This is a genomic window from Fibrobacter sp. UBA2449 (assembly GCF_002342555.1).
GTDB lineage: Bacteria > Fibrobacterota > Fibrobacteria > Fibrobacterales > Fibrobacteraceae > Fibrobacter.
This window is the reverse complement of record NZ_DDQF01000013.1, coordinates 28,531-53,344: the sequence shown is the minus strand read 5'-3', so window position 1 is coordinate 53,344 and position 24,814 is coordinate 28,531. Positions and strand designations below refer to the sequence as shown.

The following is a 24,814-nucleotide window of genomic DNA, read 5'->3' as shown; positions in this document are numbered from 1 at the left end:
CTGATTAGGGAAAACATCGGCTATAATATAATTATAAATTAGGGTTGAGATGATTCGCTTGCGGCTTTGCATAATCGCCTTTGCCCTTGCGCTGGCCACATCCGCCTTTGCCGAGGCGGATTCTGTGGCCGTTGCCGACTCGATGGCGCACGGTCCCGATTCTTCGGCTACAGTCGAAGAATCCTCCTCGTCGTGGAAACGTTTTTTCACCTGGCCTTTCGAACATATCATCCAGCCGGTGCTGAACGCGGCGGTCTATCCGATAGCGCAACCCCTGCATTACGCGTTCGACAACGGGGTCATTGAGACGGCTGTCGACCTGATTACGTTTGGCGAGAAACGGAACATTCTGCTTTATCCCATAATGAACCTTAAACCCGGCAATTCCACGATGCTAGGGTTGACCTACCGCCACAGGAGCCTGTTCTTTGGCAAGGATTACCTAGTCCTTTCGCCGCAGTATTTCGCGAACGGCGATTTCTTCGTCGACCTGCGCTACACGAAGCACGAACTTTTCGGGACCGACTTGTTTGGGGGCATTCGGCTTCGTAAGTTCTGGGACCGCGACGGGTTCTTTGTCTATCCGGGGACGCGAGAGGACTTTGTCATGCCGGATTCCTCATTCACCATCGACTTGCAGGCGGGCATACCCCTTACGAGCGATGGCCGTTGGAGTCTCGAGCTGCTGGGCACGGTGGATATCGTGAACCGTAGCCTTCCGGGAAATTCGCAGGACAGCATCCTTGTCAGCCGTGATTTTTCCATCGACGACCGCGGCCTTTACCAGTCGTTCCTGATGTTCCCTGTCGGGCTCTCGGTCTTGTTCGACAATCTCGATTTTCCCTTCGCGCCTTCGCGGGGGAGCCGCATGCAGCTGCTGGCCCGTTACTTTTTTGTTGGAAAATACAGCGGGATATCCTTCGAGAATGCGGAGGAGCCGGGAAATCGGCCGACAAGGTTTGATTTCGATGATAACGGCATGAACCACGACTTCGTGCGGACGGAATTCGTGTTCCAGCATTATTTCTATTTTGGCAAAGCGCAAAAGTTCCACCTGACAAAAAAAGAGGCGCGACAGAATCGGCGCTTTTACATGGACTTCAACTGGAACGACGCCCTTCGCATGTGGCGGCCCGACAATGTCCGTGAAACCCTGTTCGAAAGGAGGGTGATAGCGCTTCAGTTCAGGATGATAGACAGTTGGGAAATAGAGGAGGGGGGAGCCCCGTTCAAGCTGTATTCTCTCGTCGGGCCGAGGTTTCCGCTGCGAGGGTTCCAGGATTACTATGCGGCCCAGCATGTCATGAGCCTGAGCATGGAATACCGCTGGCCTATCGATTATTATGTGGACGGCGTCCTGTTCAACGAGTATGCGATGTTTTCGCCGACATTCAAGGACTGGTCGGTTCACCGTCTCAACAATTCCTGGGGGTTCGGCGTCCGCGTCCGCAAGCCGGACATGTACTGGTTCCGCGTGCAGCTTGGTTTTCACGGGCTCCATGGCGTGAACCTGGTGATGACCATCGCGCCCGAATTCAAGTAGGGGCATGGCCCCCGCGTCGCCTAGAAAAGTTCAATCTGGTCGCTTGGTACTTGTTTCTGCGGAATATCGCGGTGGAGCATGGCGTAGGCGTTGCGTGTGGCGATTCTCCCTCGCTGGGTTCGGGAAAGGAGACCTTTCTGGATGAGGTACGGCTCGTAGACTTCTTCTAGCGTGTCGGGCTCTTCGCCCATCGCGGCCCCGATGGTTGTTATGCCGACTGGCCCGCCGTCGAACTTGTCGATAATGAGCCCGAGGATCTTCCGGTCGGTAGGGTCGAGCCCCTCGGTGTCGATTCCGAGCATCTGCAGTGTGCGCTGGGCGGCTTCGAGGTCGATCGTCCCGTTCCCGCGTACCTGGGCCACGTCGCGGCAACGGCGCAGCACCCTGTTCGCGATGCGGGGCGTCCCGCGGCAACGTCCGCCGAGCAGCCTTGCGGCGTCCTCCTCGAGCCCGACGCCCAGGATCCGCGCGCTCCGGATAAGGATTTTGACGATGTCGTCCTCGTTGTAGAGTTCCAGCCGGTACTGGAGGCCGAATCGGTCGCGGAGAGGACCCGTGAGCATGCCGCTGCGAGTGGTTGCTCCGACGAGGGTGAAGTGCTTGAGCGGGAGGTTGACGCTACGCGCCGTCGGTCCTGAATCGAGCATGATGTCGAGCCTGTAGTCTTCCATGGCGGGGTAGAGGTATTCCTCGACCACGCGGTTCAGCCGGTGGATCTCGTCGATAAAGAGGACGTCGTTCTCCTGCAGGCTTGTCAGGAGGCCGGCCAGGTCGCTAGCCTTGTCGAGGACGGGGCCGCTCGTGATGTGGATGTTGACGCCCATTTCCTTCGCGATGATTCCTGCGAGGGTCGTTTTGCCGAGACCCGGAGGGCCGGCGAAAAGGCAGTGGTCGAGCGAATCGCCGCGGTGTTTCGCCGCTTCGATGGCGATGGAAAGACTTTCCTTGATGTCTCCTTGTCCCGTGAATTCCGCGAGGCTGGGTGGCCTGAGCGTACGATCCACGTCGTCGCCTTCACCGATTCTTTTTTCGGGCGAAATAATCCGCTGGTCGTCCATGAAAAATCATTCCTCGTTTGTGGTTTGCGATCAAAGATACTTCAAAGCTTCGGGTATGAGGGTAGCCGCATCGGCGGAATCCCCGAGAATTTCGGCCGCCTTGACAACGGCTCTCTCTGCCGCAGGGTCTTTTACGCCGAGAGTGTGAAGGGCGAGGACCGCCTCCATCTTCGCGCCGGTAAGGACGCCTATGCCGGTAATGCCCGAGCCTTCGACATCGTCGAGCGCCTGTAGCATCGCCCCCGCCTTGTCCTTGAGGGTGAGGACCATCTGCTCGCAGGTCTTTTTGCCGAGACCCTTGATTTTGCCGAGGGCGCTTTTGTTGTCGCTTGCCACCATGTTCAGGAGGTCGGCTGGCGAGACTCCGCTCAGGATGCGCTGTGCAAGCTTTGGCCCCACGCCGTTCACGTCGATGAGCATCAGGAACGTGTCCTTTTCGATCCTGTCCGCAAAGCCGAAGAGCGTCATGGAGTCTTCGCGGACCACGAGATTCGTGTGGAGAGTCACCTCGGAGCCTTCTTCGGGCAACTTGCCGGCCGTGTAGGCTGAAATGTTTACTCCGTAACCGACACCGTTCACGTCAACGACGACGAAGGTGGGGGATTTTTCGATAAGGATTCCGCGAATGCGCTCAATCATAAAAACTCCGAATATGCACTTTTGTGCTACTGCACAAATATATACTAATTCATTGGCTCTGTCAAGCCTTTCCGTATTTTTTTTACAAGGCTGCGGGGTCATTGCGTTCTGACTGCATTCCGGCTGCGGTTTCAGTGATGGTCACATTTGTGCTGAAACAAAGCGCTTTATTGATGATTTTTACAGAAAATACATTGCTCACTATTGGTAAATTGTGTATATTTTACTTTGCGCACTATTGAAATGGAGGTGCCTGTGGAAATCCAGAGTAAAGTGGTGCATTTAGTGCAATATAGCCTTCGGAGGTTCTACCTCGGTTTGTAAAGAGCCCCTATAAGATAAGAAACCTCTATGAATCTAAAAATCAAATTAAAAAACGCGGACTTGAAAGTCTGTGTTTTATTTTTTTCAATGGAAATCCGTGTTTAAGCAACCTGTTTTTTACGGGACTTTGGAATAAACCTCGGTTCCATTTTTTCCGCTTTTGCCTGCGCAAGGAACATGTTAATCAGCACCTGATACGGAATATCGGTCTTTTCGGAGAGAGCCTTGAAATAGGCGATAACCGATTCGCTGATGTTGATGCAAATTGTTTTCTTGAGTTTCTTTGCATAGGGGTTCTTGACCGCATTGCTGAAATCGTAATTCTTCTTCATGGCGACCTCCTTTTCCAGTATTGTTCAGATTCTTTCTTGTTAGCCTTTCGCGAAGAGATGATTCGGATGAGTTCGTCACCATCGCCGTCACGCTCGCAGTAGCAGACTAGAAGCGTTCTCATCAAGTTAGACATTCCCATCAAAATAAAACGGTCCTCGTCATCGGAATGCTTTTCATCCGCAAGCAAAAGTGCCTCTTCGTCATAGAATACGGTCTAGGCTTCTTCAAATGTCACCTTGTGCTTGGCAAAATTGATTTTAGCCTTATTATCGTCCCGTTAGAATATCATATATATAATATATATACATGATGTATAAAAGTCAAGTATTTTTTTTAGTTTTACCTCGGCTCATAAAGAGCCCTTATAAGACATCATCTGCCACTCTTACTGGTTCTGAAACTCGTAAAGTGACTATAAGCCCTTATGGTATTACATTCTATAAAATCAACAGCAATCAAGATGGATGGGAACAATTAAATAGCATTGTTCCAAATGGTTAAAAAATCGCCTTTCATTTTGTCTCATGAAAGGCGATTTTTTGTCTCACAGCAACCGCGCCGTTATATTCGCGCTTTAAACTGCTCCGGCTAAACCGGGGCTTTATTTTTTACGGAATACCGCTCGCAATATGCTTGCAAAAGCCCGTTACGGGCTTTTTCCCAATAAACAGTTATTGCAATAATTTAACCACTTGAACCGCAAGATGAATTACATCATAATAAAAGGAGCGCAGGTACAAAAAAGCAAATATAATAAAGACTATTGGCATCCACTGACTTTTAGTATATATAATATTTCCCGTCTTATCCGTATAATTTCCTCTACTGATTTTATAAGTATCAATCAAATTACATATTATCTGAATAAACATCAGAGAATACGCAATAAAATAAAACCACACTGGGCCCGACTTATTCATCAACCCATTAAGACATGCAAAGGGCGTTCCACCCATAAGAAAATACACACACGCCCTGCGGTATCGACGGGCAATAACACAATGCAGGCCAAGCCATCCGCCAACTATCGATGCAAAGAAAATCACATACCCCGAAATCTTTATTTTTGACACCTCTTCCATCTCATTTTTTTGATCCTTCATATTTTCACTATTCCAATTCGTTAAAAAAATACATTTTACAATATAACAAAAACACAAATATCAATTAAACACAAAGGTTATTTAAACGGACTAGACGGAAACAAATTCGAATTCGTCGGTGAAGATATGTTCGTCATGTTTTAGCTCGGCTCATAAAGAGCCCCTATAAGATACAGAAAAAAGCCGCCGGGGCGACCTTTTGAAGGATTTTTTATTCAATAATTCCAAATATACATAATAACGAAAAAAGGACAAGCAACGTATAAAAAACAATAAAAAGTTTATAAACATTCGGATTTTCTTTTAAAGTAACTCGCGGTCCTTTCAATTTGATTTCTTTGGTGAAAAGCGCCTCCACCAATAGAAAAATTGACAAAAGAAATAAAAATAGCGAGTACATTTATTTTGTTTTCCCTCGGCTCATAAAGAGCCCCTATAAGACCTGCTTTCTGAATATACCTTTATTTATGCGGGTTCGCAAGCGGTTGGATGCTGAAAAACGCTGTTTCTTGTTGTGAAAAAATCAATGGTATTGGACCGCTGGGTGGTTGACGAAAGGCTTAAGGGTGTATAAATTTAGGGTATGGTGTATGGGTAAAGCGAGGAAAAATGAAATTCGGGATTGGCAAGGCTTCTGCCGTAACGACTGCGGCAATACTTACTTTGGCTTATTCGGCCCTTGCGGCCGACTGGTACGCGAAGGAGACGCGTTGGGCGGGGCATGACCCGGACATTATCCGTTACGAGGACGGCTATGCGCTTGCCACGACGGACAACCACATGCTCATGCAGTTTTCCGAGGATGCGCTGAACTGGAAGAACGGCGAGCAGGCCATGCCGAAGTTTTCGCAGTGGCTTTACGACTACGCCCCGAACATGATTGACATCTGGGCGCCGGACATTCATTACATTGGCGGGGAATACCGCATGTACTATTGCGGTTCCGAGATGGGCATCCGCTCGTCGGGCATGGGGTTCATGTCGAGCAAGGAAATCGACCCGGCAAAACCCGGCTACGGCTGGACAGACCAGGGCGAGGTGATTCACACGGTCAAGAGCGATGCCTACAACGCGATTGACGCGGCGGTGCTGAAGGACAACGATGGCAAGGTCTGGATGGCGTTCGGTTCGTGGGGCACGGGCATCCACATTCTGGAACTTGACGAATCGACAGGCAAGGTGAAAGATGGTGCGAAGATGATCAACATCGCGAACCGCGGCGGTTCGGGCATCGAGGGCGCAAGCCTCATCGAGCACGACGGTTACTACTACCTGTTTACGGCGTGGGACAACTGCTGCAAGAAGGGCGCGGACCTCGAGAACAATTCCTACAAGACTACGGTCGGGCGCTCCAACCGCATCGACGGCGGGTACGTGGACCGCAGCGGCAAGGCTCTATTGAATGGTGGCGGCACGATTCTGCTGAGCCGTTATGGTCGCTACTACGGGCCTGCGGGCGGCGAGGCGTTCCAGGACGTGAACCGCCAGCGTTTCGTGAACCATTACTACGACAAGAACGACGGCGGAAATTCTTACATACAAGTTCGCGATATCGTTTATACCGACGACGGCTGGCCGGAACTGGGGCAGCCGTTCCTCGGGCGTTACCTGAGTGCCGAGGCGGAACACGGCGCCTTGACGCATGTGGATATTTCGAGTAGCTCCGATGCATCGAACGGCGAGTTCTGCGCCTACATCAACTACGAAGACAGCAAGATTCGCCTGCCGATGATTATCCCGCAGGCGGGCGACTACCTGATCCGCTACCGCTACGATAACAACTGGACCGAAGACGGCGCGAACGGCAGTTCACACTTCGTGAGCATCAACGGCAAGAACCAGGAAGTGCAACTGCCGCTGACGGGCGCGTGGAGCGCATTCCCCGAGAAGTCGGTGGTGTACATTCCCGCGAAACTCAAGCGCGGTTCGAACTTCATTGAGATTACGAAGGGCAAGCACTATGCGGAACTCGACCGCCTCGACTTCTTGCGCATTATCCGCGACACGATTCCTGCGAACGGATTCGACAACGGCATCCGCGTGCGTTTGACGGATAAGGACGAATTTGCCATCAAGGACGGCGGCTACGCGATTTTTGAGAACGTGATTACGGATTCCATCGTGGGCCCGGGCGTACTTGTGCAGGTAAAGAACGGAGCCGGCGGTACGCTCTCATTGCGCAAGGAAGGCAAGAAGGGCGACGTGATTTCCAAGTGCGAGTTGCCCTCGGCGGGTGATGAGAGCAAGTGGATTGACGTGCGCTGCAGCAACCTGCCGGAACTCAAGGGTGTGCAGGACTTCTACCTGACGGCGGAAAACCTCGGCGGCGAAACGCTCGTAGGCAACATCAAGTTTGACGAAGGCGTGAAGGATACCTCGACTGCGATCAGGTCCTGGAATCACGATGCTGCGCAGCCTGCAGTGCTCCACAACGGAATGCGTTCACTGGAAGCCAAGGGCTACCGCGACCTCAAGGGCCGTCATTTCGACAGACGAATCCGCTATCGCGTGATGTTCTAGGAACAGTGATTAGCAGTAGTACGAAATCGTTCCAAAGAATTCTTTCCATTTGTTGATGACATCTTCGTTCCTTGCTTCAATAATCCGAAGGATGTTTTGAAGAACCTTCGGATTGATGCGGGAGTTATTGTGTGCTAGAAGGCATTTCCCTGCTTTTGTAATCCAGATTTTGGTGGCGTTAGCAGTGGGAGGGCCTTCAGATACATGAACGTGAACTGGTTCCAAAGGATTGTTCTCGTTGGACCAGAAGTAAACCCAGAAAGAACCAATCTTAAAGATTTGCGGCATTGCTAAACCCACCTTTCTGAGAAAATTCCATTATCAAATGAGCCGTTGACTCAATCACCTTCTTGTAGCGGTCGAGTTCCTCATCTGAAAAACCGAATATGTCTTCCCATGTGTAGGAGGGTAAATAGCATGTTGCCCGATGGAATCCGTCTTTTGCGTCGGGCTTTTCGATGTACACCTTAACGCGCCCGTCATTGCCCATTTCGGAATGGACGATTTCAGCGTTGTCGTCTAATGTCATGAAGGGGTACATCATATTGCTAAAAGGCAATATAACTTTTTCTTGCCGGGTTTGGCTAGTATTCATCTTTTGCTCCTTCCGCCTGCATGCTAGAAAAGGCGGGGCTTTGTCTGCTTGTTTTGTGAGCGACTCTACTCACTTGTGCACTAAATATAAATCTGTGAAATGTAATTGTCAAGAGAAAAAAGAGTTTTTTTTGCAGTTTCCATGTTGGAATATTCCCCGCACGTTTTTTTTGTTTGCGTAATATATATTTTAGCGAATAGACAATTTTGAGGCTTTTATGCGCTACTCTTTGTTTGGATTTCTTGGAATTGCGGCTTTGCTTGTTGCTTGCTCGCAAACGGTCTCTGCGCCTAAAAATGACGATGATTCGTCTGAAATCAGCAGTTCCAGTAAAAAGGGAACAAGTTCCGAGAGCAAAAACGGTGACAAGAAATCCTCAAGCAGCACGGAGGACTTGGATGAAGGTTGCATTGGGGAGGCGGGCGAGCCTTGGGACGGAACTACGGCGAAGGATTTTGCTTGTGGTGCGGGCACCAAGTTGAGCCCGTACATCATTTTGACGGCAGAGCAGTTGGCGAAATTGTCCTTTATAGTTGGTTCAAACGATAAGGCTTATCAGGGAAAATATTACAAGCTTGGAGCGGATATACAACTCAACGACGGGAAGGTCATTGATGACAAGGGAGCCTTAGTAGGAGATTCTACCAAGCTCCACAAGTGGACACCTATTGGCAACTCGAGTGTTGCATTTACTGGGAATTTTGATGGCGATGGGCACACGGTTAGCGGGATGTTCATCAATACCACGAGTACACATAATGGACTGTTTGGAAATTCGAGTGGTACTGTGCAAAATTTGAAAGTTGAAAATTCGTGGGTGAGTGGAGGAAGCGCAACGGCTGGAATAATAGGAAATTTGAAAGGAAATGGTTCTTTAAGAAATTCGGTTAATAGGACTTCCGTTTTTGGGATAGGAACAGTAACTGGTGGTGTAATTGGTTCGTATGAGTCGGCGTATGATAAGAATGGAATAGTGGAGAATGTTGAAAATCAGGGCCCCGTAACAGGATTAAAAAATGTTGGAGGAATTATTGGAACAGGACGTTCTATAAAAATATCAAATGCCAGAAACTATGCTGAAGTTGCGGGCACTACTACTGTTGGTGGAGTTGTTGCTTCTTTGGGATCGAATTCTGAATTAAAGAATGCCTCGAATTTTGCAAAAATTACAGGGAAAGAATATATCGCTGGTATAGTTGGTTCCTTTGGAAATAGTTATTGTCCTGCGTCTACAAATTACGGCACAATACAGAATGCTTTTAATCGTGGAGAGATTACAGGAGCGAATTATACGGCAGGGGTTGTCGGGGAAGCGTTGTGTGTCACTATAACGGAGTCTGCAAATGTTGATTCAATTGTTGGTGATAAGTACTCCGCAGGTATAATTGGTCATGCGAAAAGGTCTATAGTTAAATCTATCTACAATAAAGGTGCTGTTTTTGGCTCCATTAATGTAGGTGGTATAATTGGTTACAACGAAGAAGGAGTCACTAGTTCTGCCTATTCTACTGGCAAGGTTGATGGTGATTCTCTAGTCGGATTAATGATTGGCTATAATTACAACACGACCATGGCGGACTACTATTACCTCGAACAAGGTGAACAGGAACCATTCGGTCTCAACAATGGTGGTGGAGTCGCCACTCCTAAAACTGATGACGAAATGAAATCGGACGATTTTGCCGAACTCCTTGGCGAAGAATTTACTTATGATACCGACGTCAACGACGGGTATCCCGTATTGAAATGGGAAATGGAATAGTTCTTATGAATCGCAAACAGCATTTCAGACCCCATGTGCAAGGGGAGTCTCTAGAGAACAAAATCAATCAATTGGGTGATGAAGTATTTGAAGCGTTGCTGCCGTCGATGGTAACGTTTGCTGCATCAGTATTCATTTGGATGATTTACCTAGGTTTTTTGCCAGTAAGTCTTCTTTCTGCTGTGTTTATGACAATCCTTTTGGTCGTCTTTTCTGTAAGGGCGTTTGTTAAAATAAGGAAACTTAATAGGCAAATAAAGAATCATCGCAAAGGTCTTGATGGCGAACGCTATGTAGGCACAAAGTTAGAAAGACTATCTTCTAATAGCACATTTGTTTTTCATGATGTTGTTTGCGGAAAATTTAACATAGATCATGTTATAATTAGCACAAAGGGAATATTTACCATTGATACAAAGAATAGGGCTTTGCCAGATAGGGATTATAACAAGGCAGACTTTATATTTAAAGATGGGGAACTGATTGATAGCACTGGCGTCCTGCAAAGTGACCTGATGCATAAAATTGAGTCGCAGGGGAGATGGCTAGAAGGGAAGATTAATGAGTGGACGAAAAAGCGTTATCCTGTGTATAGGGTTGGTATAATGATTGGAGCGTATGTGAATAATATCAATAAAGATTTCTCCAAATATTGGATAATTAATGATGGCGCCTTTGCCGGATTCTTTGATAAGGAACGGGAAAAATTTCCTTTAAATGATGTATTAAGAATCGCCGATTCTTTGCAACGTTTTATAGAAAAGCCAATAGCCTAAAAACATTTCCTATATTTATACTATGCTTACCATTAACGGACAGAGTGTCGATGCGGCGGGCAAGACCGTTGCCGAATACCTTGCGGAAGCGGGGTACAATACGGTGCGCATTGCCGTGGAACGGAACGAGGAGATTGTTCCGAAGGCAAAGTATGCCGAGACGGTGCTTGCCGATGGCGATGTCGTCGAGGTCGTGAATTTCGTAGGTGGCGGGTGATGGAACCCCGCGTGCCGACCCGCGAAGAGGTGCTTGCCGCGCTCGAGAGGCGGCAGGGTGCCGAAGCCGTGCGCAAGTTGCAGTCGGCGACGGTCGCCGTATGCGGGCTCGGCGGGCTCGGATCGAACATCGCGATATCCTTGGCGCGTGCCGGAATAGGCAAGCTGGTCCTGATTGATTTCGATTGCGTCGATGTGACGAACCTGCACCGCCAGCAGTACAGGGCGTGCCAGGTGGGCATGCCGAAGCCGGATGCTCTGCTTTCGAACTTGAAAGAGATCGCGCCGTATACGGAATATGAAACTCACTTTGAAAAGGTGACTGCCGAAAATGCGGTCCCGCTCCTGGCCAAGGCCGACGTGGTTTGCGAGGCGTTCGACAATGCCGAGGCGAAGGCGATGCTTGTGAACACGGTGCTCGAAAACATGCCCGAAAAGTTCTTGGTCGCGGCTTCTGGAATGGCGGGCTACGATAGCGGAAATTCAATTACGACCCGCAAGGTGACCAAACGCTTTTATGTTTGCGGTGACGGCAAAAGCGATGTGAACGACGGAATCGGGCTCGTTGCTCCCCGTGTGATGCTTTGCGCCGCCCACCAGGCCCTGACCGTGGTGCGGATTCTTCTTGACCTGGCCTAAAAAAGTGCCGTGCATGGCCCGTTGACAATCCATCCATAGAAAAATGATAAAAAAGTGAAAATATACCCTAAAAAGGGGTATTTTTTTTATTGGTGAATTATGGAGATGTTTATGAAAAAGATAAACAGCATTGTTGCTATTTTGGCCATGGCCGCCTTTTCGGACGCGGCCGTCAATCTGAACGTGAGCCTGGGGGACAGCATCAAGCCGGTGACCCACGTGGCCACGGGCTCGCTTTACGGGCTTACCGAGACGCTTCCCGCCAATATCGAGAAAGATGTCGCCCCGCTCAAGCCGAACGTGTTCCTTTCGCCTGCGCGTAGCGGTAGCGGCCGCCAGCAGGGTATAGGCGGAGCCTTCCTCGTGGCCCCGCGTGTGGAAAGCATCGGTGCCAAGATCCAGATCCGCTTGGCCGACGTCTTGCCCGGTTGGCCTTACAAGTTCCAGAACATGGACCACTGGAAAAACGAGGTGAAATCCGTCATCAACGACAAGCTTGCTTCCAAAAACAAGAACTTTGACGGCTACGAAATCTGGAACGAGCCCAATGACACCTGGAAGGTCTCTGGCATCGACTTCAATTCCGGTCTTTGGAAACAGACCTATGATTTGATTCGCCAGATGGACCCGGGGGCAAAAATTATCGGTCCGTCGTATTCTTTTTACCATGCTTCCAAGATGGAAGAATTCGTGAAGTACTGCTCGCAGAACAACTGCATGCCGGACGTTGTAAGCTGGCACCAGTGGGGAAGTGGCGGCTTTGTGGGCGCTGTCGAGACCTACCGCGCTCTCGAAAAGAAGTATAATGTCAAGCCGCGTCCTCTCAGCATCAACGAGTATTCCTCCGAGGAACATTCCGAGGAAGGATGCCCTGGCCTGTCCGTACCGTTTATCGCCAAGTTCGAACGTCACGGTGTCGAAAGCGCCATGATTTCTTGGTGGTTCGTACCGCTTCCGGGCCGTCTGGGGAGTCTCCTTACCTCCAATAACGAACGCGGTGGTGGCTGGTGGCTCTATAAGTGGTATGGCGACATGAGCGGCTACATGGCCAAGGTCACGCCACCCAACGACAAGAGCGACGGTGTCGATGGCTTTGCCGCTCTCGATAAAAAGAAGGGCTTTGCGAGCATCGTGCTTGGCGGAAACACCAAGGGCGATATCAATGTGAACATCTCGGGCATTCCCTCTGCATTTGGCAACAAGGTGAATGTGACGGTGGAATACGTGGTCTGGGAAAACAAGGACAAGGCCGTTCCTTCGACGAACCTGGTGTCCGACAAGGAATACGACGTGAATGACGGCAAGATTACGGTGCCGGTGAACATCTCGAATACCAAGTACGGCTACCGCGTCTACATCACCCCGATTATCCCGCAGGCTCCTTATAAAGATGTCGCCGCTGCAATCCCGGGCAAGGTCGAAGTCGAAAATTACGATGTCGGCGGTTCGGGCAAGGCCTACCTCGACAAGGACGACGACAACAAGGGCGGCGAGTATCGTGAAGACGCTGTCGATATCGTGAAGGGCGGCTCGGGTTACGCCATCGGCTACACGCAGGAAGGCGAATGGCTCGAATACACCGTGAAGGTGGCCGAGGCGGGCGAGTATGGCCTGTCCGCGAGCTATGCGACTTCTTCGGAAAATGCGGGCTTCAAGCTTTATCTCGACGACAAGGCCGTTACGGACGACGTGATATTCCCGCAGGGTAGCGACTGGGAGACTTATTCCACGTTCGATGCGGGAAAGGTGAACCTCACGGCGGGCGAGCATGTGCTCAGGCTCGAAATCGTTGGCAATTACGTAAACATTGACTGGCTTGATTTTTGTGCGGCGGCTCAGTGCGGAACAGCCGATACCTCGTCGACAGTTGATACTACGACTTCGGTCGCAGCACGCATCATGCGGTTCGGTTCGTCGGGTGTTTCCTGCTACAGCGTGTTCGACATGCAGGGAAAATTTATTGCGCGCTTCATGGGCGAGGGCTCCGAAAATCTGCAGGCGAAGACTGCCTCTCTGGTCAAGCGTCCCGGATCCTACCTGGTCAAGTCGCAAGAGGGCGGACGTATCTTCCGCGTTATAGTCAAGTAGCCTTTACATCGTAAAATTTCTAAATTTCCCGCCATGAAAACGATAGAAGTCGTGGCGGGTATTATTTGTGATGGCGATCCGCGGTTGGCGGGGACTAGGATGCTCGCTACCCAGCGCGGTTATGGCGACTACAAGGATTACTGGGAATTCCCCGGCGGAAAGATGGAACCCGGCGAGACTCCCGAGCAGGCGCTTGTTCGCGAACTTAGGGAAGAACTGGCCGTCGATGTCCTTGTCGGTGATTTTGTATGCACCGTGGATTACGATTATCCCGCTTTTCACTTGACTATGCTCTGCTATCTTTGCACGGTTGCGGGCGGAAAGTCTCCCGAACTGCTGGAACACGAAGCTGCAAGGTGGCTCTCTCCTGCGGAGTTGCATTCTGTGGATTGGCTCCCCGCCGATTTGCTGGTGGTGGAGGCGTTAGAAAAACGTTAAGAAATTCTATATTTTACTCCGAAAAAGCGGAAAAAGGTAAAGTAAAATGGAAGAAAAAAAAGATACTCTCGTTATTGGAAATCATGAATTTACATCGCGGTTTATCTTGGGGTCTGGCAAGTATTCGCTGAAGCTGATTGAGGCTGCGGTGCGCGATGCGGGTGCACAGATTGTGACACTCGCGGTGCGCCGGGCGAACACGAAGGACCATGAAAATATTCTGGACTATATCCCGAAAGGAGTGACCTTGCTCCCCAATACCTCCGGCGCCCGCACCGCCGACGAGGCGGTCCGCATCGCGCGTCTTTCCCGCGAGCTCGGCTGCGGCGATTTCGTGAAGATTGAAATCATGCGCGACACGAAGTACCTCTTGCCGGACAACTACGAGACGGTGAAGGCGACCGAGACGCTTGCGAAGGAAGGCTTCGTGGTGATGCCCTACATGTATCCGGATCTGAACGTGGCGCGCGACCTTGTGAACGCGGGGGCCGCCGCCGTGATGCCGCTTGCTGCCCCGATCGGGAGCAACAAGGGCCTTTCCACTCGTGAGTTTATTCAAATTCTGATTGACGAAATTGAACTTCCGGTTATCGTGGATGCGGGAATCGGGAAACCCTCCGAGGCCTGTGCCGCAATGGAGATGGGGGCCGCCGCGATCATGGCGAATACGGCGCTTGCCACGGCTGGCGATTTGCCTATGATGGCGCAGAGCTTCAAGCTTGCAATCGAGGCGGGTCGCAAGGCCTACCTTGCAGGCCTTGGGCGCGTCCTTACGCGCGGCGCTTCCGCGTCCGACCCGCTCACGGGATTCCTGCGGGACTAGTCCGCTCTGTCGCAGAAAAATTTTTTGCTAAATTAAAGGCGTTAAATTCAAATACAGGAACCGTTATGGAAAACATTACCCAGATTTGGAAAAAGATTCAGTCCCCCGAATTCAACCCGGCAACCGACATGGGCCTGGTCGAACAGGTAAAGCAGGTAGCGCTGACCTCCCAGGAGCCCGCCAAGGTGAGCTTCGGTACGTCCGGCTGGCGCGGTGAAATCGGTTCCGAATTTACGCTCCGCAACCTCCAGGTGGTGGGTGCCGCCATCGTTCGCCTCTACAAGGAAGCGACTCCCGAACTCTTTGCCGCTCTCGGCGTGAAGGACTTTGCCGAACTCCAGAAGCGCGGCGTGGTCGTTGGCCACGACAACCGCCTCCTCGGTCACGAATTCTGCGAGGCCGTTGCCGACCAGTTCGCGAAGGCCGGCGTGAAGGTCTACTACGGTGGCGAAATGCCGACTCCGGAATTCAGCGCCGCAATCGAGATGCTCGGTGCCGCCTGCTCCATCAACATGACCCCGAGCCACAACCCGAGCCACTACAACGGCATCAAGTTCAACCCGGCCGACGGCGGTCCCGCCGGTCCGGAAATCACGAACGTCATCACCAAGCTCAGCAACGAAATGATGGCCACCTGGAAGTTTGAACCGGTGGGCAAGGTTGACTGGGAACTCATCGACTCTCTCAAGATTTACAAGGAATTCCTCGTGAAGCAGGGAACCATCAAGTTCGACCGCATCAAGGAATTCATCAAGAAGGGCCGTCTGACCCTCGTGTGCGACCACGTGCACGGCTCTACCCGCCGCCGCCCGGCTGCGCTGCTCGACAATCCGGAATGCCTCATCACGCTCCGCAACGAGGATGACTCCCTGTTCGGCGGCATCGCCCCGGAACCGTCCAGCAAGAACCTCGAGAAGGTCCGCAAGGTGCTCGACGAAAGCAAGAGCGAATTCCGCCTCGGTGCAATTTTTGACCCGGATGGCGACCGCATCCGCTTCTACGACGGTACGCGCGAAATCGACATGAACCAGTTCGGTGCCATCGCGTTCCACTACATGGCGACCTGGCGCAAGGAACAGGGCTGCGTGGCCAAGTCCGTCGCGACCTCCAACTTCGTGAACATCATTGCCGAAAAGCTCGGCGTGCCCGTGATGGAAACTCCGGTGGGCTTCAAGAACTTCCGCCCGTGGCTCAGCCGCAATGCGAAGCAGAAGGCTCTCGTGGCTTTCGAAGAATCTGATGGCATTTCCGGCCTCAACAACACGCTTGAGAAGGATGCCCAGTTCGGCCTCCTCATCGCTCTTGAAATCATGGCGGTGACCGGCAAGAACCTCGGTGAATACCTCGACGCCCTTTACGAAGAATATGGCCGCTTCTACCCGACCCGTTCGGGCTTCGAAGTCGACAAGTCCCTCGTGGGTGCTCCCTTGAAGGCCAAGGTCGACGCCATCGCCGAAATCGCGAAGCCGGGTGCAAAGGTCTTGGTCGGCAAGAACGAAAAGACCGTGAAGCAGCTCCTTACGCTCGACGGCGTGAAGGTCATCTTCGAAGACGACTCCTGGATGCTCGTGCGTCCGTCGGGTACCGAACCGAAGGTTCGTATCTACACCGAATGCCGCGAACCGGACGAAAAGGACCCGATGTTCGAGGCTGCGAAGGCGCTGTTCTTCAAGAATTAAGTGTTTTATTTGGGGAAAAGGAAAGCATATATGAAAAAAATACTGATATTACTTGTGCTGGCGCTTTCCATGGTGGGCTATGCACAGGAAGGTTCTATAAGGCCTAAGTTCCAGGCCTTCTCCGGTGCGTTGCTCAAGCTCAAGGATTCGGAGAAGGGTTTTTTGAAGTTCTCGCTGAAGGTGGATGTCGCCCCCTGGGCGTTCCAGGCCATCGGTGAGGTTCGAGCTCCCAACGGCGATCCCGAGCTTCTGCGCGAAGCCCTTTTCGAAGGCGAAGTCTATGCGGTTCTTGCCTATATTGACAATTCCCCCGTGGAAGTCAATGGCGAACAGTATAACGTGGGCCTCTTCGACATCATGCTCTACTATGATGAAGAACCGACCACGATCCGTAACCTGAAGTTCAGGCTGTTGCCTCCGGCCGATGACGATTGGTCGAAGGGAATCCTCAACGACGCTCTTGCTTCGGGCTCGCTTCTTGGCCAGATCTGGAAGGGCAAGTACGAAAGGGCTATCACGAAGGCTTCCGCCGATCCGATTGACAAGCGCAAGCTTCAGTCCATGAAGAAGAAAAAGATGGAAGCGGAGGATTCCGAAATGTCTGTTGCCGAGAAGAGGAAACAGCGCATGAAGGATATGGCTGACGACGATCAGCCGAAGAAGAAAAAGAAAAAAATGTCCAACAGGGATGAATGCGATGACCCGAACCTTTCTCCGAGAGAAAAGAAGCGTTGCCGCATGAAGAAAAAGTAAAAGTTTCACTAAATCGAAAACCTGAATTATTCGAGGTAATCTATGTCCGGTCACTCCAAATGGGCCACCACCAAACGCAAGAAAGCCAAGACTGACGTCGCTCGTGCGAAGGCTTGGAACAAGCTTATCAAGGAAATCTCCATTGCTGCTAAGCTCGGCGGCGGAAACCCTGACGCAAACCCGCGCCTGCGTGCGGCAATTCTCAAGTCCAAGAGCCAGAGCTTGCCGACCAAGAACATCGAAAGCGCCATCGCCAAGGGTACGGGTGCAAACTCCGGTACCGAAATGACGGAACCGCTCTACGAAGGACGCGGCCCGGCCGGCATTGCCATCATGGTGCAGTGCCTGACCGACAACAAGGTCCGTACGGTTGCCGAAATCCGCAACATCTTCAACAAGAACAACGGTTCCATGGGTGAATCGGGCTCCGTTTCCTGGGCCTTCACCTACAAGGGCGTGATCATTGTCGACGCAGAAAAGTATCCTGAAGACCAGGTGATGGACCTCGTGCTCGAAGCAGGTGCCGAAGACATGTCCACCGAAGACGGCGTGCATGAAATCTCCACCTCTCCGGAAGCTTTCGACGCCGTTTCCAAGGCTCTCGAAGCCGCCGGAATCGAGATGATGAGCGCTGAAATCACCTACGTCGCGAATGACCCGGTCAAGCTCGGTCACGACGATGCCGTGAAGCTCCTCAAGCTCATCGACAAGTTCGAAGACCACGACGACGTCCAGGATGTTTACCACAACGCCGAAATCGACGAAGCCGATATGGACGCTGCTGAGTAAGCTCTATTTGTTCCAAAATTTGAAAAACCGATTGCCTGGAGCAGTCGGTTTTTTTGTGCTTGAGGAGTGATGCGGCTTATCGCCCGAGAGTCTCGCGGTAGCTGTGCACTGCCGCCTTGTAGGTGCTCACGGCCTTCGCTATTCGGTCGGCGATATCTTCCTGGCCGGCCTTGCTCATCATGTAGGCCTCGTCGTCGAGGTTGCTGATGAATCCGATTTCGAATAGCACTGCGGGCATGAGCGCACCCACGAGCACCATGAACCCGGCACCTCCGACGCCTCCCGCCTGCCTGCGGATTTTTCCGCCGTCCATCGCCTTGAGCATTTCCTCGGTGAACATGTAGCTGTTCTGTTTATACTTTTCGAGACGGGCTTCCAGCTTGAACCATTCGATGGGGGAGAGTTCCTCTTTCGCGTTCTTTTCGCCGTAGAGGGTCGCCACCTTGTTTTCGCGGCGGGCTATCGCCTTGTCTTCTTCGCTTTCGGGGGCACGGAGCACGTACACGTGGTAACCCCTGATTTGCTTCTTGCGTTCGGGAGTCGCATCGACGGCGTTGCAGTGGAGGCTGATGAACAGGTCTCCGTCCCACTGGTTCGCGAGGTTGGCGCGCTGCCCGAGTTCGATAAACACGTCCTTGTCGCGGGTCATTTTTACGTTGAACCCTTCTTTCACGAGCGCCTTTTTCAGGAGCTTGCCGATGGCGAGAACGAGGTCCTTCTCCTGCGCATTCTTGCCGAGAGCGCCAGAATCCTTGCCGCCGTGGCCGGGGTCAATTACGATGGTCTTGACTTCTCGGGTGCCCGCGGTCTCGTTCTTCGGCTTGGTTGCAGAAACCGCCTTCTGGTCTGCCTTTGCGGGCGCTGCCGCGGGTTCGGCCTTCGCGGAACTTGCCGAACCGGTCGAAGAGCTCGAATCCTTTGCTGCGGCTGAACTGCTGCTGGCAGGAACTTTCTTGAAAATCTGCTTCGCGTCCTCTTCTGCAATCCACAGGTGCCCGTCTTCGAGGACGGGGCTTGCGGATAAATCGATGGTTCCGCCGTTCACCGAAGCGAAGGGAATGCCGACTGCAAACTTGGCTGTGTCTTCCTTGGTGACGAGGATGAACGATTTCTGGATGGGGAACCAGTGGAAAGAGGCGCCGTTCTGTTTGGCGAAAGCTTCAGCATCGACGGCACTGACGTCGGCGAAGGACATTGCCCAGCCGATTATCAGCAACAGGGCGAAAACTAGCGGTGTGCCTTTGCGGCGCGGTCCATTTCCAGCTTCGCTTCGCGGTTGATTATATCCTGTCGCTTGTCGCGTTGATCCTTGCCTCTGCATATTCCAATTTCGAGTTTTGCCCGTCGGTTCTTAAAGTATAGTTTCAGCGGGACGATGGTGCAACCCTTAAGTTCCTTCGCCTTGCGCATTTTCTGGATTTCGTGCGCGTGGGCGAGGAGCTTGCGCTTGCGGGCGGGAAAGTGGTTGAACCTGTTCGCGAAAAGGTATTCGTCGATGCGGGCGCCGATGAGCCAGAGTTCGTCTTTCTTGTCGTCGACGTCGACCCAGGCTTCACCGATGGTGCACTTGCCGTCGCGGATGGACTTGACTTCGGAGCCGATGAGCATGATGCCCACCTCGAACGTCTCGTCGACGAAATAGAGGTGGCTTGCCTTGCGGTTCATGATGACCGGCGTGCTCTGTTGCTCCTTCTTTGCCATGCGTTAAGCCTTCTTGCCCCAGCCGCTCTTCTTGCCGCTGGCCTTGCTGCTTTCGAGGGCCTTCGATTCCCAGCCGACCTTCTTCTTCTGTACGTGCGGGACAGCCTCGTCGAGAGCCTGTACGAGTTCCTTGCAGCCGTCGCCCGTCATGGCGGACGTCACGATGACCTTCTGGCGGTGTTTCTTGAATTCCTTGATGGCGTTCTCGATTCCGAGATCGTCCTTGTTGAGTGCAATCACGAAGGGCTTTTCGGCGAGCTTCGGGTGGAATGCCTTGAGTTCGCTCTTGAGCACGGTAAACTGCTCGTAGGCGTTCTCGGCAAAACCGTCGATGACGAACAGGAGCGTGTGCGTGCGTTCGATGTGCTTGAGGAACTGGTGCCCGAGGCCCTTGCCCTCGCTGGCGCCTTCCAGCAGGCCGGGAATGTCGGCGACCACGAAACTGTGGCCGTTCGTCTGCACGATGCCGAGCACCGGTTCGAGGGTGGTAAACGGATAGTCGCCGACTTTCGGGCGTCCGCTCGAAATCTTGTTCACGAGGCTCGACTTGCCCGCGTTCGGGAACCCGACCAGGCCCACGTCGGCCATGAGCTTGAGTTCCAGGAAAAGTTCGCGCTTTTCGCCCTTTTCGCCGGGTGTGCACTTGCGGGGTGCCTGCACCTTCGGGGTCGCGAAATGCTGGTTGCCCATCCCGCCCTTGCCGCCGCGCGCCGCAATCCATTTCTGGCCCGGCTGCGTGAGGTCTGCGAGGATGCGACCTTCGGAATCCTTCACGATGGTGCCTCGCGGGACATCGACGATGAGGTCTTCGGCGCTACGCCCGGTGCAGCGCTTCGCTCCACCCGGCTGGCCGCCCAGCGCCTTGTATACGCGTGCGTTGCCCATGTCGAGGAGCGTGGAATACTGCTCGTTCACCTGCAGAATCACGTGACCGCCGCGACCGCCGTCGCCGCCGTCAGGGCCTCCGAGGGGAACAAACTTTTCGCGGTGGAAGCTCACGATGCCGTCACCGCCCTTGCCGGAGCGCACTTCAATGGTTTTTTCGTCTAGGAACATAGGCCAAATGTAGAAATTTTAGAGGCTTTCGTGCTTGCTCATGCAGTGCAGGCTTCCGCCTTCCTCGATGACGGTGCGGCAGTCGAGTCCGATGACGAACCGGTCAGGATAAACGCTCTCGAAATATTTCTGGGCGACGGAATCGTTCTTGCATTTGTATTTGGGGTAAATTAGTCCGCCGTTCACAAAAATAAAGTTCATGTAGCTTGCCGGGAGAATCTGTCCGTCGCTTAGCTTTCGCTGCGGCGGGAGCGCAAGCGTGTCCACCTTCGATTTTTTTCCGTAATAGGCGCCGAGCCAGGTTTCTAGGAGGTATTTAGCCTCAGCAAGGATGGGGGCGTTCGGTCCCTTGCGGCTTGTATCCCATGCCATGACGATGCGGTCCTTGGCGACGAATCTGGCTACGTTGTCGATATGTCCGTCCGTGTGGTCGCCGTTGAGACCGCGGGGAAGGATGAGCAGACTCTTGAGGCCGAGCATCTGGCATATCGCCTTGATGATCTTTGTCAGGTCTTCCGGCTTGTTGCGGTTCTTGCCTACAAGGCAGTCCAGTGTCGTGATTCCGAGACCATCCCCGTTTACTTCAATGGCACCCCCTTCGAAAATATAGGGAATGCTTTTGCCCTTGGCATATTTGAATGCTTTTGCAATTCTGGTGGGAATCTGGTTGTCGTTTTTCCAAGGCGGGAATTTTGCGCCCCACGCATTGAATACGGATTCAGAGACGGCTGTCTTGTTTCCCTTTTTTACGAAGAACGGACCATAGTCACGAATCCAGATATCATCGGTCTTGAGCGGAATGAACGTGGCCGGAAAAGGACGGTCGGCTACAGCGAATTTTTCTTCGGCTGTAAGGAAATCCAGTTTCGGGAGCAGCACGTTGACAGGCTGGAACTCGCTAATGGTACGGATGAGGTCGATGTAGAACTTGCGAATCTTGATTCCGCGTTCTCCGTGCCAGTTCTGCTTGTTGTGCGGGAAGGCTAGCCATGTAGCCTTTTGGTTTTCCCATTCGGCGGGATAGCGAATTTTCGTTGTCATTATTCACCCCAGATTTTGAGGATGTCCTTGTAAAGGTCGATGCGGCGGTCGCGGAAATGCGGCCACCAGCGGCGATTCTCTTCGGTTTCGGCGAGGTCGATTTCTACGGTAGAGACTCCGAGGAAATCGGGCGAGCATTTCTCGATGAAGTATCCATCGGGAGCGGCAACGAAGCTTGTGCCCCAGAACGTGAGGTGTCCTTCGGTGCCGATGCGGTTAGCCGCCACCACGAACGTGCGGTTGGCAATCGCGTGCCCGCGCATGACGGTTGTCCAGCTGTCTTGCTGGCGCGGGTAGATTTCCTCGGGCTCAGAATCCATCCAGCCAATGGCCGTGGGGTAGATGAGCACGTCTGCGCCCTTGAGACTCATGATGCGGGCTGCTTCCGGGAACCACTGGTCCCAGCAGATGAGCACGCCGAGGGTGCCTGCGGATGTCTTGATGGGCTCGAAACCCGTGTCACCCGGGATGAAGTAGTATTTTTCGTAGAAGGCGGGATCGTCAGGAATGTGGCTCTTGCGGTAGAGGCCTGCAATGCTGCCGTCGCGTTCGAACACGAAGGCGGAATTGTGGTAGATGCCGCGGGCGCGCTTTTCGAAGAACGGGAACACCACCACGGCGTTCAGTTCTTTGGCGATGCCCTGCCACTGCGCTACCAGCGGGTGGTCCTTCTCGATGGCGAGGTCAAAGAAGTCCGCGTTTTCCTCGAAGGGAAAATAGGGCGTATGGAAAAGCTCCGGCAGAACCACCAGGTCGTAGCCCTTGCCCTTGAGGGCGCGGGCCTGTTCCACGTACCAGGCGTTGTTGCTGTCGAAATCGCCTGTCCACTTGCCTTGCAAAGTTGCGACTTTAATCTTGCTCATATTGACTCCCGTTGTCATTCTGGAGGCCTCAAAGAGGCCGATAGAATCCATGGACCCTATCGGTCGCCGATGGCTCCCTCCAGGGTGACATTTTCTACTCCTTGAAGAATTCCTTGGCCTTGGCGACGACGTCTTCGACCTTGACCATGGAGAATTCCTTCTCGTTGCGGAACTTCCATTCGACTTCGCCGTTCGCAAGTCCCTTCTTGCCGATGGCGATACGCACCGGAGAACCCCACAGGTCGGCGTCCTTGAACTTCACGCCCGGACGTTCGTCGCGGTCATCTACAAGCACGTCGATGCCGGAGGCTTCGAGTTCCTTCTCGAACTTCTCGGCGAGTTCCACGAGTTCAGCTTCCTTGCCAATCGGGACGATTTCCACCTGGAACGGAGCGATGGACTTGGGCCAAATCGGTCCGAAGTCATCGTGGCTGTTTTCCACGACGGAGGCCATCAAACGACCCACGCCGATGCCGTAGCAACCCATGATAGCGGGAGCGGTGGTCTTTTCGGCAGTGAGGAACTTCGCACCCATGGATTCGGAGAACTTGGTGCCCAGCTTGAAGATGTTGCCCATTTCGATACCGCGTGTCTCGGTGAGGAGTTCGCCGCAGCAGGGGCACTTGCAGACTTCGGATGCTTCGGCGATGTCGGCCACTTCGAACTTCGGGAAGTCGCGTTTCGGGTTGCAATGCTTGAAGTGGAAGCCTTCTTCGTTGGCGCCGGTCACGAGGTCGAAGGAATCGGCAATCGCTTCGTCCACGATGATGCGGGTGTCGTGAGAATTAATCGGGGATGCAAAGCCCGGAACCATGCCGCAGGCCTTAATCAAGGAGTCTTCGGCGGGGTAAAGTTCCTTGGCCTTCAGCAAGTTGTGGAGCTTAATTTCGGAAACGTCGAGGTTGCCCGGGACAACGACCGTGATGAGCTTGCCTTCGAAGTCGAAGAACACGCACTTGGCAGTCGATTCGGCAGGGACGTTCAGGAACTTGGTGAGATCTTCGATGCTTGCGCAGTGCGGAGTTTCGACCTTTTCGAGAGCTGCATTTTCGTCGCCCTTGAACGGCACGCGCTGGAACTTCGCAATTTCGCGGTTGGCCTGGTAGCCGCACTTCTTACAAAGAATCAAGTAATCTTCGCCGTTCGGAGTGTCGAGCATGAATTCATGAGCGACCTTACCGCCCATAATGCCCGTATCGCTCTGCACCACCACCGGTTCAATGCCTACGCGACGGTAGATGCGCAGGTAGGCGTCGTATTCTTCCTGGTAGTGACGGTCCAGGTCTTCCTGGCTGGTGTGGAAGCTGTAGGCATCCTTCATCAAAAATTCGCGGACGCGGATAAGACCGCCGCGGGCACGGGCTTCGTCACGGTACTTGGTCTTGAACTGGTAGAGCATCACCGGCAGCTGCTTGTAGCTGTTGAGCACGTAGCGCACGAGGTCGGTCATGGCTTCTTCGTGCGTCATGGCGAGCACCATGTTGTGGTTGTTGCGGTCCTTGAAGCGCAGGAGTTCTTCGCCGATGGCCTGGTAACGGCCCGATTCGCTCCAGAGTTCGGCAGTCTGCACCACCGGCAGGTCCACTTCGATACCGCCAATCTTGTTCATTTCTTCGCGGATGATGTTCACGATCTTCTGAATTACGCGGAAGCCCATGGGCATCATGGAATAGATACCGGTAGAAACAGGCTTGATGTAGCCGCCGCGCATGAGGAAGATGTGAGAGGGCATGGTGGCATCGCTCGGCGTTTCGCGGAGCGTCACATAGAAGTACTTCGAGAGTTTCATTTTTAGTCCTTTTTGGCGGGCCTGCCGCCGTATAATTTCGGAGGGGAAAGATAGAAAAATGAAACGTGGTCGTCCGATTTCTTCCAATGTCAAGAAAAGATGATTGAAAAGGAGGGCGGAATGGGTGCAAGAATGTTTGTAAACTGAATTTTACATCAAAAAGCGCTTTTTATCGCCAAAAAGCACCATTTCGTCTTTTTTTTCAAAAAATTTGCAGAATTTGGTATTTTTTTGCGAAAATAGCATATATATTACTATCAAAATTTTCTGGATTAGGGCTAGCAGG

General features: G+C 52.6%; 24 protein-coding genes and 1 pseudogene. 12 read left to right on the top strand and 13 right to left on the bottom strand.

Annotated elements, in window-relative coordinates:
- Positions 1-49 precede the first annotated feature (49 nt).
- Positions 50-1,543 carry a BamA/TamA family outer membrane protein gene (locus B4B27_RS09265; protein WP_290725910.1) on the top strand — a complete coding sequence of 498 codons (1,494 nt, stop codon included), beginning with the start codon at positions 50-52 and terminating at the stop codon, positions 1,541-1,543.
- A 20-nt stretch (positions 1,544-1,563) separates the two neighbouring features.
- On the opposite strand, the gene ruvB is transcribed toward B4B27_RS09265, so the two are convergent.
- The 5 genes and pseudogenes from ruvB to B4B27_RS09240 form a co-directional block, all read right to left on the bottom strand.
- Positions 1,564-2,601, bottom strand: a complete 1,038-nt coding sequence (gene ruvB / locus B4B27_RS09260; RefSeq protein WP_173366224.1) for a Holliday junction branch migration DNA helicase RuvB — start codon at positions 2,599-2,601, stop codon at positions 1,564-1,566.
- Between the two features lie 30 nt (positions 2,602-2,631).
- Positions 2,632-3,240: a Holliday junction branch migration protein RuvA gene (gene ruvA / locus B4B27_RS09255; protein WP_290725908.1), complete on the bottom strand. Its 609-nt coding sequence runs from the start codon at positions 3,238-3,240 to the stop codon at positions 2,632-2,634.
- Between the two features lie 425 nt (positions 3,241-3,665).
- Positions 3,666-3,896: a CopG family antitoxin gene (locus B4B27_RS09250; protein ID WP_290725906.1), complete on the bottom strand. Its 231-nt coding sequence runs from the start codon at positions 3,894-3,896 to the stop codon at positions 3,666-3,668.
- Positions 3,893-4,099 (bottom strand): annotated as a pseudogene (locus tag B4B27_RS09245) (BrnT family toxin); the annotation flags it as partial. The gene B4B27_RS09250 and the pseudogene B4B27_RS09245, both read right to left, overlap by 4 nt.
- A 469-nt stretch (positions 4,100-4,568) precedes the next feature.
- The gene (locus tag B4B27_RS09240) at positions 4,569-5,000 is read right to left on the bottom strand and encodes a hypothetical protein (RefSeq protein ID WP_290725905.1); all 432 of its coding nucleotides are present in this window, start codon (positions 4,998-5,000) and stop codon (positions 4,569-4,571) included.
- A 609-nt stretch (positions 5,001-5,609) separates the two neighbouring features.
- Here B4B27_RS09240 and B4B27_RS09235 point away from each other — a divergent pair.
- Positions 5,610-7,520: a family 43 glycosylhydrolase gene (locus B4B27_RS09235; RefSeq protein WP_290725904.1), complete on the top strand. Its 1,911-nt coding sequence runs from the start codon at positions 5,610-5,612 to the stop codon at positions 7,518-7,520.
- Positions 7,521-7,529: 9 nt separating this feature from the next.
- Here B4B27_RS09235 and B4B27_RS14660 read toward each other — a convergent pair whose 3' ends face one another.
- Together B4B27_RS14660 and B4B27_RS09230 are read right to left on the bottom strand one after the other, a co-directional pair.
- Positions 7,530-7,808 (bottom strand): DUF4160 domain-containing protein, encoded by a 279-nt coding sequence (locus tag B4B27_RS14660; RefSeq protein ID WP_349678242.1) that lies wholly within the window; start codon positions 7,806-7,808, stop codon positions 7,530-7,532.
- Entirely contained in the window at positions 7,792-8,064 is a 273-nt protein-coding gene (locus B4B27_RS09230) for a hypothetical protein (protein ID WP_173381962.1), read from the bottom strand. Before B4B27_RS09230 ends, B4B27_RS14660 begins: the two co-directional genes overlap by 17 nt.
- A 268-nt stretch (positions 8,065-8,332) precedes the next feature.
- Between B4B27_RS09230 and B4B27_RS09225 the strand changes: the two genes are divergently transcribed.
- The 10 genes from B4B27_RS09225 to B4B27_RS09180 all read left to right on the top strand — a co-directional run bounded on the left by B4B27_RS09225 (position 8,333) and on the right by B4B27_RS09180 (position 18,078).
- Positions 8,333-9,877 carry a hypothetical protein gene (locus tag B4B27_RS09225; protein WP_290725903.1) on the top strand — a complete coding sequence of 515 codons (1,545 nt, stop codon included), beginning with the start codon at positions 8,333-8,335 and terminating at the stop codon, positions 9,875-9,877.
- A gap of 5 nt (positions 9,878-9,882) precedes the next feature.
- Complete coding sequence (locus B4B27_RS09220) at positions 9,883-10,653, top strand: nuclease-related domain-containing protein (RefSeq protein ID WP_173381954.1); 771 nt, start codon at positions 9,883-9,885, stop codon at positions 10,651-10,653.
- Positions 10,654-10,675: 22 nt separating this feature from the next.
- Positions 10,676-10,870 carry a sulfur carrier protein ThiS gene (gene thiS / locus B4B27_RS09215; RefSeq protein WP_072978161.1) on the top strand — a complete coding sequence of 65 codons (195 nt, stop codon included), beginning with the start codon at positions 10,676-10,678 and terminating at the stop codon, positions 10,868-10,870.
- Entirely contained in the window at positions 10,870-11,508 is a 639-nt protein-coding gene (gene thiF / locus B4B27_RS09210; protein WP_290725894.1) for a thiamine biosynthesis protein ThiF, read from the top strand. The genes thiS and thiF overlap by 1 nt, the downstream gene beginning before the upstream one ends.
- Positions 11,509-11,619: 111 nt before the next feature.
- Positions 11,620-13,596, top strand: a complete 1,977-nt coding sequence (locus tag B4B27_RS09205; protein ID WP_290725891.1) for a cellulase family glycosylhydrolase — start codon at positions 11,620-11,622, stop codon at positions 13,594-13,596.
- Positions 13,597-13,629: 33 nt separating this feature from the next.
- Positions 13,630-14,034: a (deoxy)nucleoside triphosphate pyrophosphohydrolase gene (locus B4B27_RS09200; RefSeq protein WP_290725888.1), complete on the top strand. Its 405-nt coding sequence runs from the start codon at positions 13,630-13,632 to the stop codon at positions 14,032-14,034.
- Positions 14,035-14,080: 46 nt separating this feature from the next.
- Positions 14,081-14,857: a thiazole synthase gene (locus tag B4B27_RS09195; protein ID WP_290725885.1), complete on the top strand. Its 777-nt coding sequence runs from the start codon at positions 14,081-14,083 to the stop codon at positions 14,855-14,857.
- A 65-nt stretch (positions 14,858-14,922) separates the two neighbouring features.
- Positions 14,923-16,536, top strand: a complete 1,614-nt coding sequence (locus B4B27_RS09190) for a phosphomannomutase (RefSeq protein WP_290725882.1) — start codon at positions 14,923-14,925, stop codon at positions 16,534-16,536.
- 30 nt (positions 16,537-16,566) lie between these two features.
- A complete protein-coding gene (locus B4B27_RS09185; protein ID WP_173366346.1) occupies positions 16,567-17,289 on the top strand; it encodes a hypothetical protein in 723 nt (240 codons plus the stop codon).
- 42 nt (positions 17,290-17,331) lie between these two features.
- Entirely contained in the window at positions 17,332-18,078 is a 747-nt protein-coding gene (locus B4B27_RS09180) for a YebC/PmpR family DNA-binding transcriptional regulator (RefSeq protein ID WP_173366345.1), read from the top strand.
- Between the two features lie 76 nt (positions 18,079-18,154).
- Here B4B27_RS09180 and B4B27_RS09175 read toward each other — a convergent pair whose 3' ends face one another.
- From B4B27_RS09175 to B4B27_RS09150, 6 genes are all read right to left on the bottom strand, one after another.
- A complete protein-coding gene (locus tag B4B27_RS09175; protein WP_290725877.1) occupies positions 18,155-19,273 on the bottom strand; it encodes an N-acetylmuramoyl-L-alanine amidase family protein in 1,119 nt (372 codons plus the stop codon).
- A 32-nt stretch (positions 19,274-19,305) separates the two neighbouring features.
- Positions 19,306-19,779, bottom strand: a complete 474-nt coding sequence (gene smpB / locus B4B27_RS09170) for an SsrA-binding protein SmpB (protein ID WP_173366342.1) — start codon at positions 19,777-19,779, stop codon at positions 19,306-19,308.
- 3 nt (positions 19,780-19,782) lie between these two features.
- A complete protein-coding gene (obgE, locus tag B4B27_RS09165; RefSeq protein WP_173366341.1) occupies positions 19,783-20,835 on the bottom strand; it encodes a GTPase ObgE in 1,053 nt (350 codons plus the stop codon).
- An 18-nt stretch (positions 20,836-20,853) separates the two neighbouring features.
- On the bottom strand, positions 20,854-21,876 hold the full coding sequence (locus B4B27_RS09160) for an agmatine deiminase family protein (RefSeq protein WP_290725871.1): 1,023 nt from the start codon (positions 21,874-21,876) through the stop codon (positions 20,854-20,856).
- Positions 21,876-22,739, bottom strand: a complete 864-nt coding sequence (locus tag B4B27_RS09155) for a carbon-nitrogen hydrolase (RefSeq protein ID WP_290725869.1) — start codon at positions 22,737-22,739, stop codon at positions 21,876-21,878. The genes B4B27_RS09160 and B4B27_RS09155 overlap by 1 nt, the downstream gene beginning before the upstream one ends.
- A 94-nt stretch (positions 22,740-22,833) precedes the next feature.
- Positions 22,834-24,528: a proline--tRNA ligase gene (locus B4B27_RS09150; RefSeq protein ID WP_290725867.1), complete on the bottom strand. Its 1,695-nt coding sequence runs from the start codon at positions 24,526-24,528 to the stop codon at positions 22,834-22,836.
- Between the last annotated feature and the right edge of the window lie 286 nt (positions 24,529-24,814).

Bases quoted from the DNA above. Each gene is read 5' to 3' on its own strand.
- ruvA (WP_290725908.1), bottom strand. From the start codon at position 3,240: ATGATTGAGCGCATTCGCGGAATCCTTATCGAAAAATCCCCCACCTTC.
- B4B27_RS09225 (WP_290725903.1), top strand. From the start codon at position 8,333: ATGCGCTACTCTTTGTTTGGATTTCTTGGAATTGCGGCTTTGCTTGTT.
- B4B27_RS09175 (WP_290725877.1), bottom strand. From the start codon at position 19,273: ATGTCCTTCGCCGACGTCAGTGCCGTCGATGCTGAAGCTTTCGCCAAA.
- thiF (WP_290725894.1), top strand. From the start codon at position 10,870: ATGGAACCCCGCGTGCCGACCCGCGAAGAGGTGCTTGCCGCGCTCGAG.
- B4B27_RS09230 (WP_173381962.1), bottom strand. From the start codon at position 8,064: ATGATGTACCCCTTCATGACATTAGACGACAACGCTGAAATCGTCCAT.
- obgE (WP_173366341.1), bottom strand. From the start codon at position 20,835: ATGTTCCTAGACGAAAAAACCATTGAAGTGCGCTCCGGCAAGGGCGGT.
- B4B27_RS09150 (WP_290725867.1), bottom strand. From the start codon at position 24,528: ATGAAACTCTCGAAGTACTTCTATGTGACGCTCCGCGAAACGCCGAGC.
- B4B27_RS14660 (WP_349678242.1), bottom strand. From the start codon at position 7,808: ATGCCGCAAATCTTTAAGATTGGTTCTTTCTGGGTTTACTTCTGGTCC.
- B4B27_RS09220 (WP_173381954.1), top strand. From the start codon at position 9,883: ATGAATCGCAAACAGCATTTCAGACCCCATGTGCAAGGGGAGTCTCTA.
- B4B27_RS09235 (WP_290725904.1), top strand. From the start codon at position 5,610: ATGAAATTCGGGATTGGCAAGGCTTCTGCCGTAACGACTGCGGCAATA.
- smpB (WP_173366342.1), bottom strand. From the start codon at position 19,779: ATGGCAAAGAAGGAGCAACAGAGCACGCCGGTCATCATGAACCGCAAG.
- B4B27_RS09205 (WP_290725891.1), top strand. From the start codon at position 11,620: ATGAAAAAGATAAACAGCATTGTTGCTATTTTGGCCATGGCCGCCTTT.
- B4B27_RS09155 (WP_290725869.1), bottom strand. From the start codon at position 22,739: ATGAGCAAGATTAAAGTCGCAACTTTGCAAGGCAAGTGGACAGGCGAT.
- B4B27_RS09185 (WP_173366346.1), top strand. From the start codon at position 16,567: ATGAAAAAAATACTGATATTACTTGTGCTGGCGCTTTCCATGGTGGGC.
- B4B27_RS09200 (WP_290725888.1), top strand. From the start codon at position 13,630: ATGAAAACGATAGAAGTCGTGGCGGGTATTATTTGTGATGGCGATCCG.
- B4B27_RS09180 (WP_173366345.1), top strand. From the start codon at position 17,332: ATGTCCGGTCACTCCAAATGGGCCACCACCAAACGCAAGAAAGCCAAG.
- B4B27_RS09190 (WP_290725882.1), top strand. From the start codon at position 14,923: ATGGAAAACATTACCCAGATTTGGAAAAAGATTCAGTCCCCCGAATTC.
- thiS (WP_072978161.1), top strand. From the start codon at position 10,676: ATGCTTACCATTAACGGACAGAGTGTCGATGCGGCGGGCAAGACCGTT.
- B4B27_RS09265 (WP_290725910.1), top strand. From the start codon at position 50: ATGATTCGCTTGCGGCTTTGCATAATCGCCTTTGCCCTTGCGCTGGCC.
- ruvB (WP_173366224.1), bottom strand. From the start codon at position 2,601: ATGGACGACCAGCGGATTATTTCGCCCGAAAAAAGAATCGGTGAAGGC.
- B4B27_RS09195 (WP_290725885.1), top strand. From the start codon at position 14,081: ATGGAAGAAAAAAAAGATACTCTCGTTATTGGAAATCATGAATTTACA.
- B4B27_RS09160 (WP_290725871.1), bottom strand. From the start codon at position 21,876: ATGACAACGAAAATTCGCTATCCCGCCGAATGGGAAAACCAAAAGGCT.
- B4B27_RS09250 (WP_290725906.1), bottom strand. From the start codon at position 3,896: ATGAAGAAGAATTACGATTTCAGCAATGCGGTCAAGAACCCCTATGCA.
- B4B27_RS09240 (WP_290725905.1), bottom strand. From the start codon at position 5,000: ATGAAGGATCAAAAAAATGAGATGGAAGAGGTGTCAAAAATAAAGATT.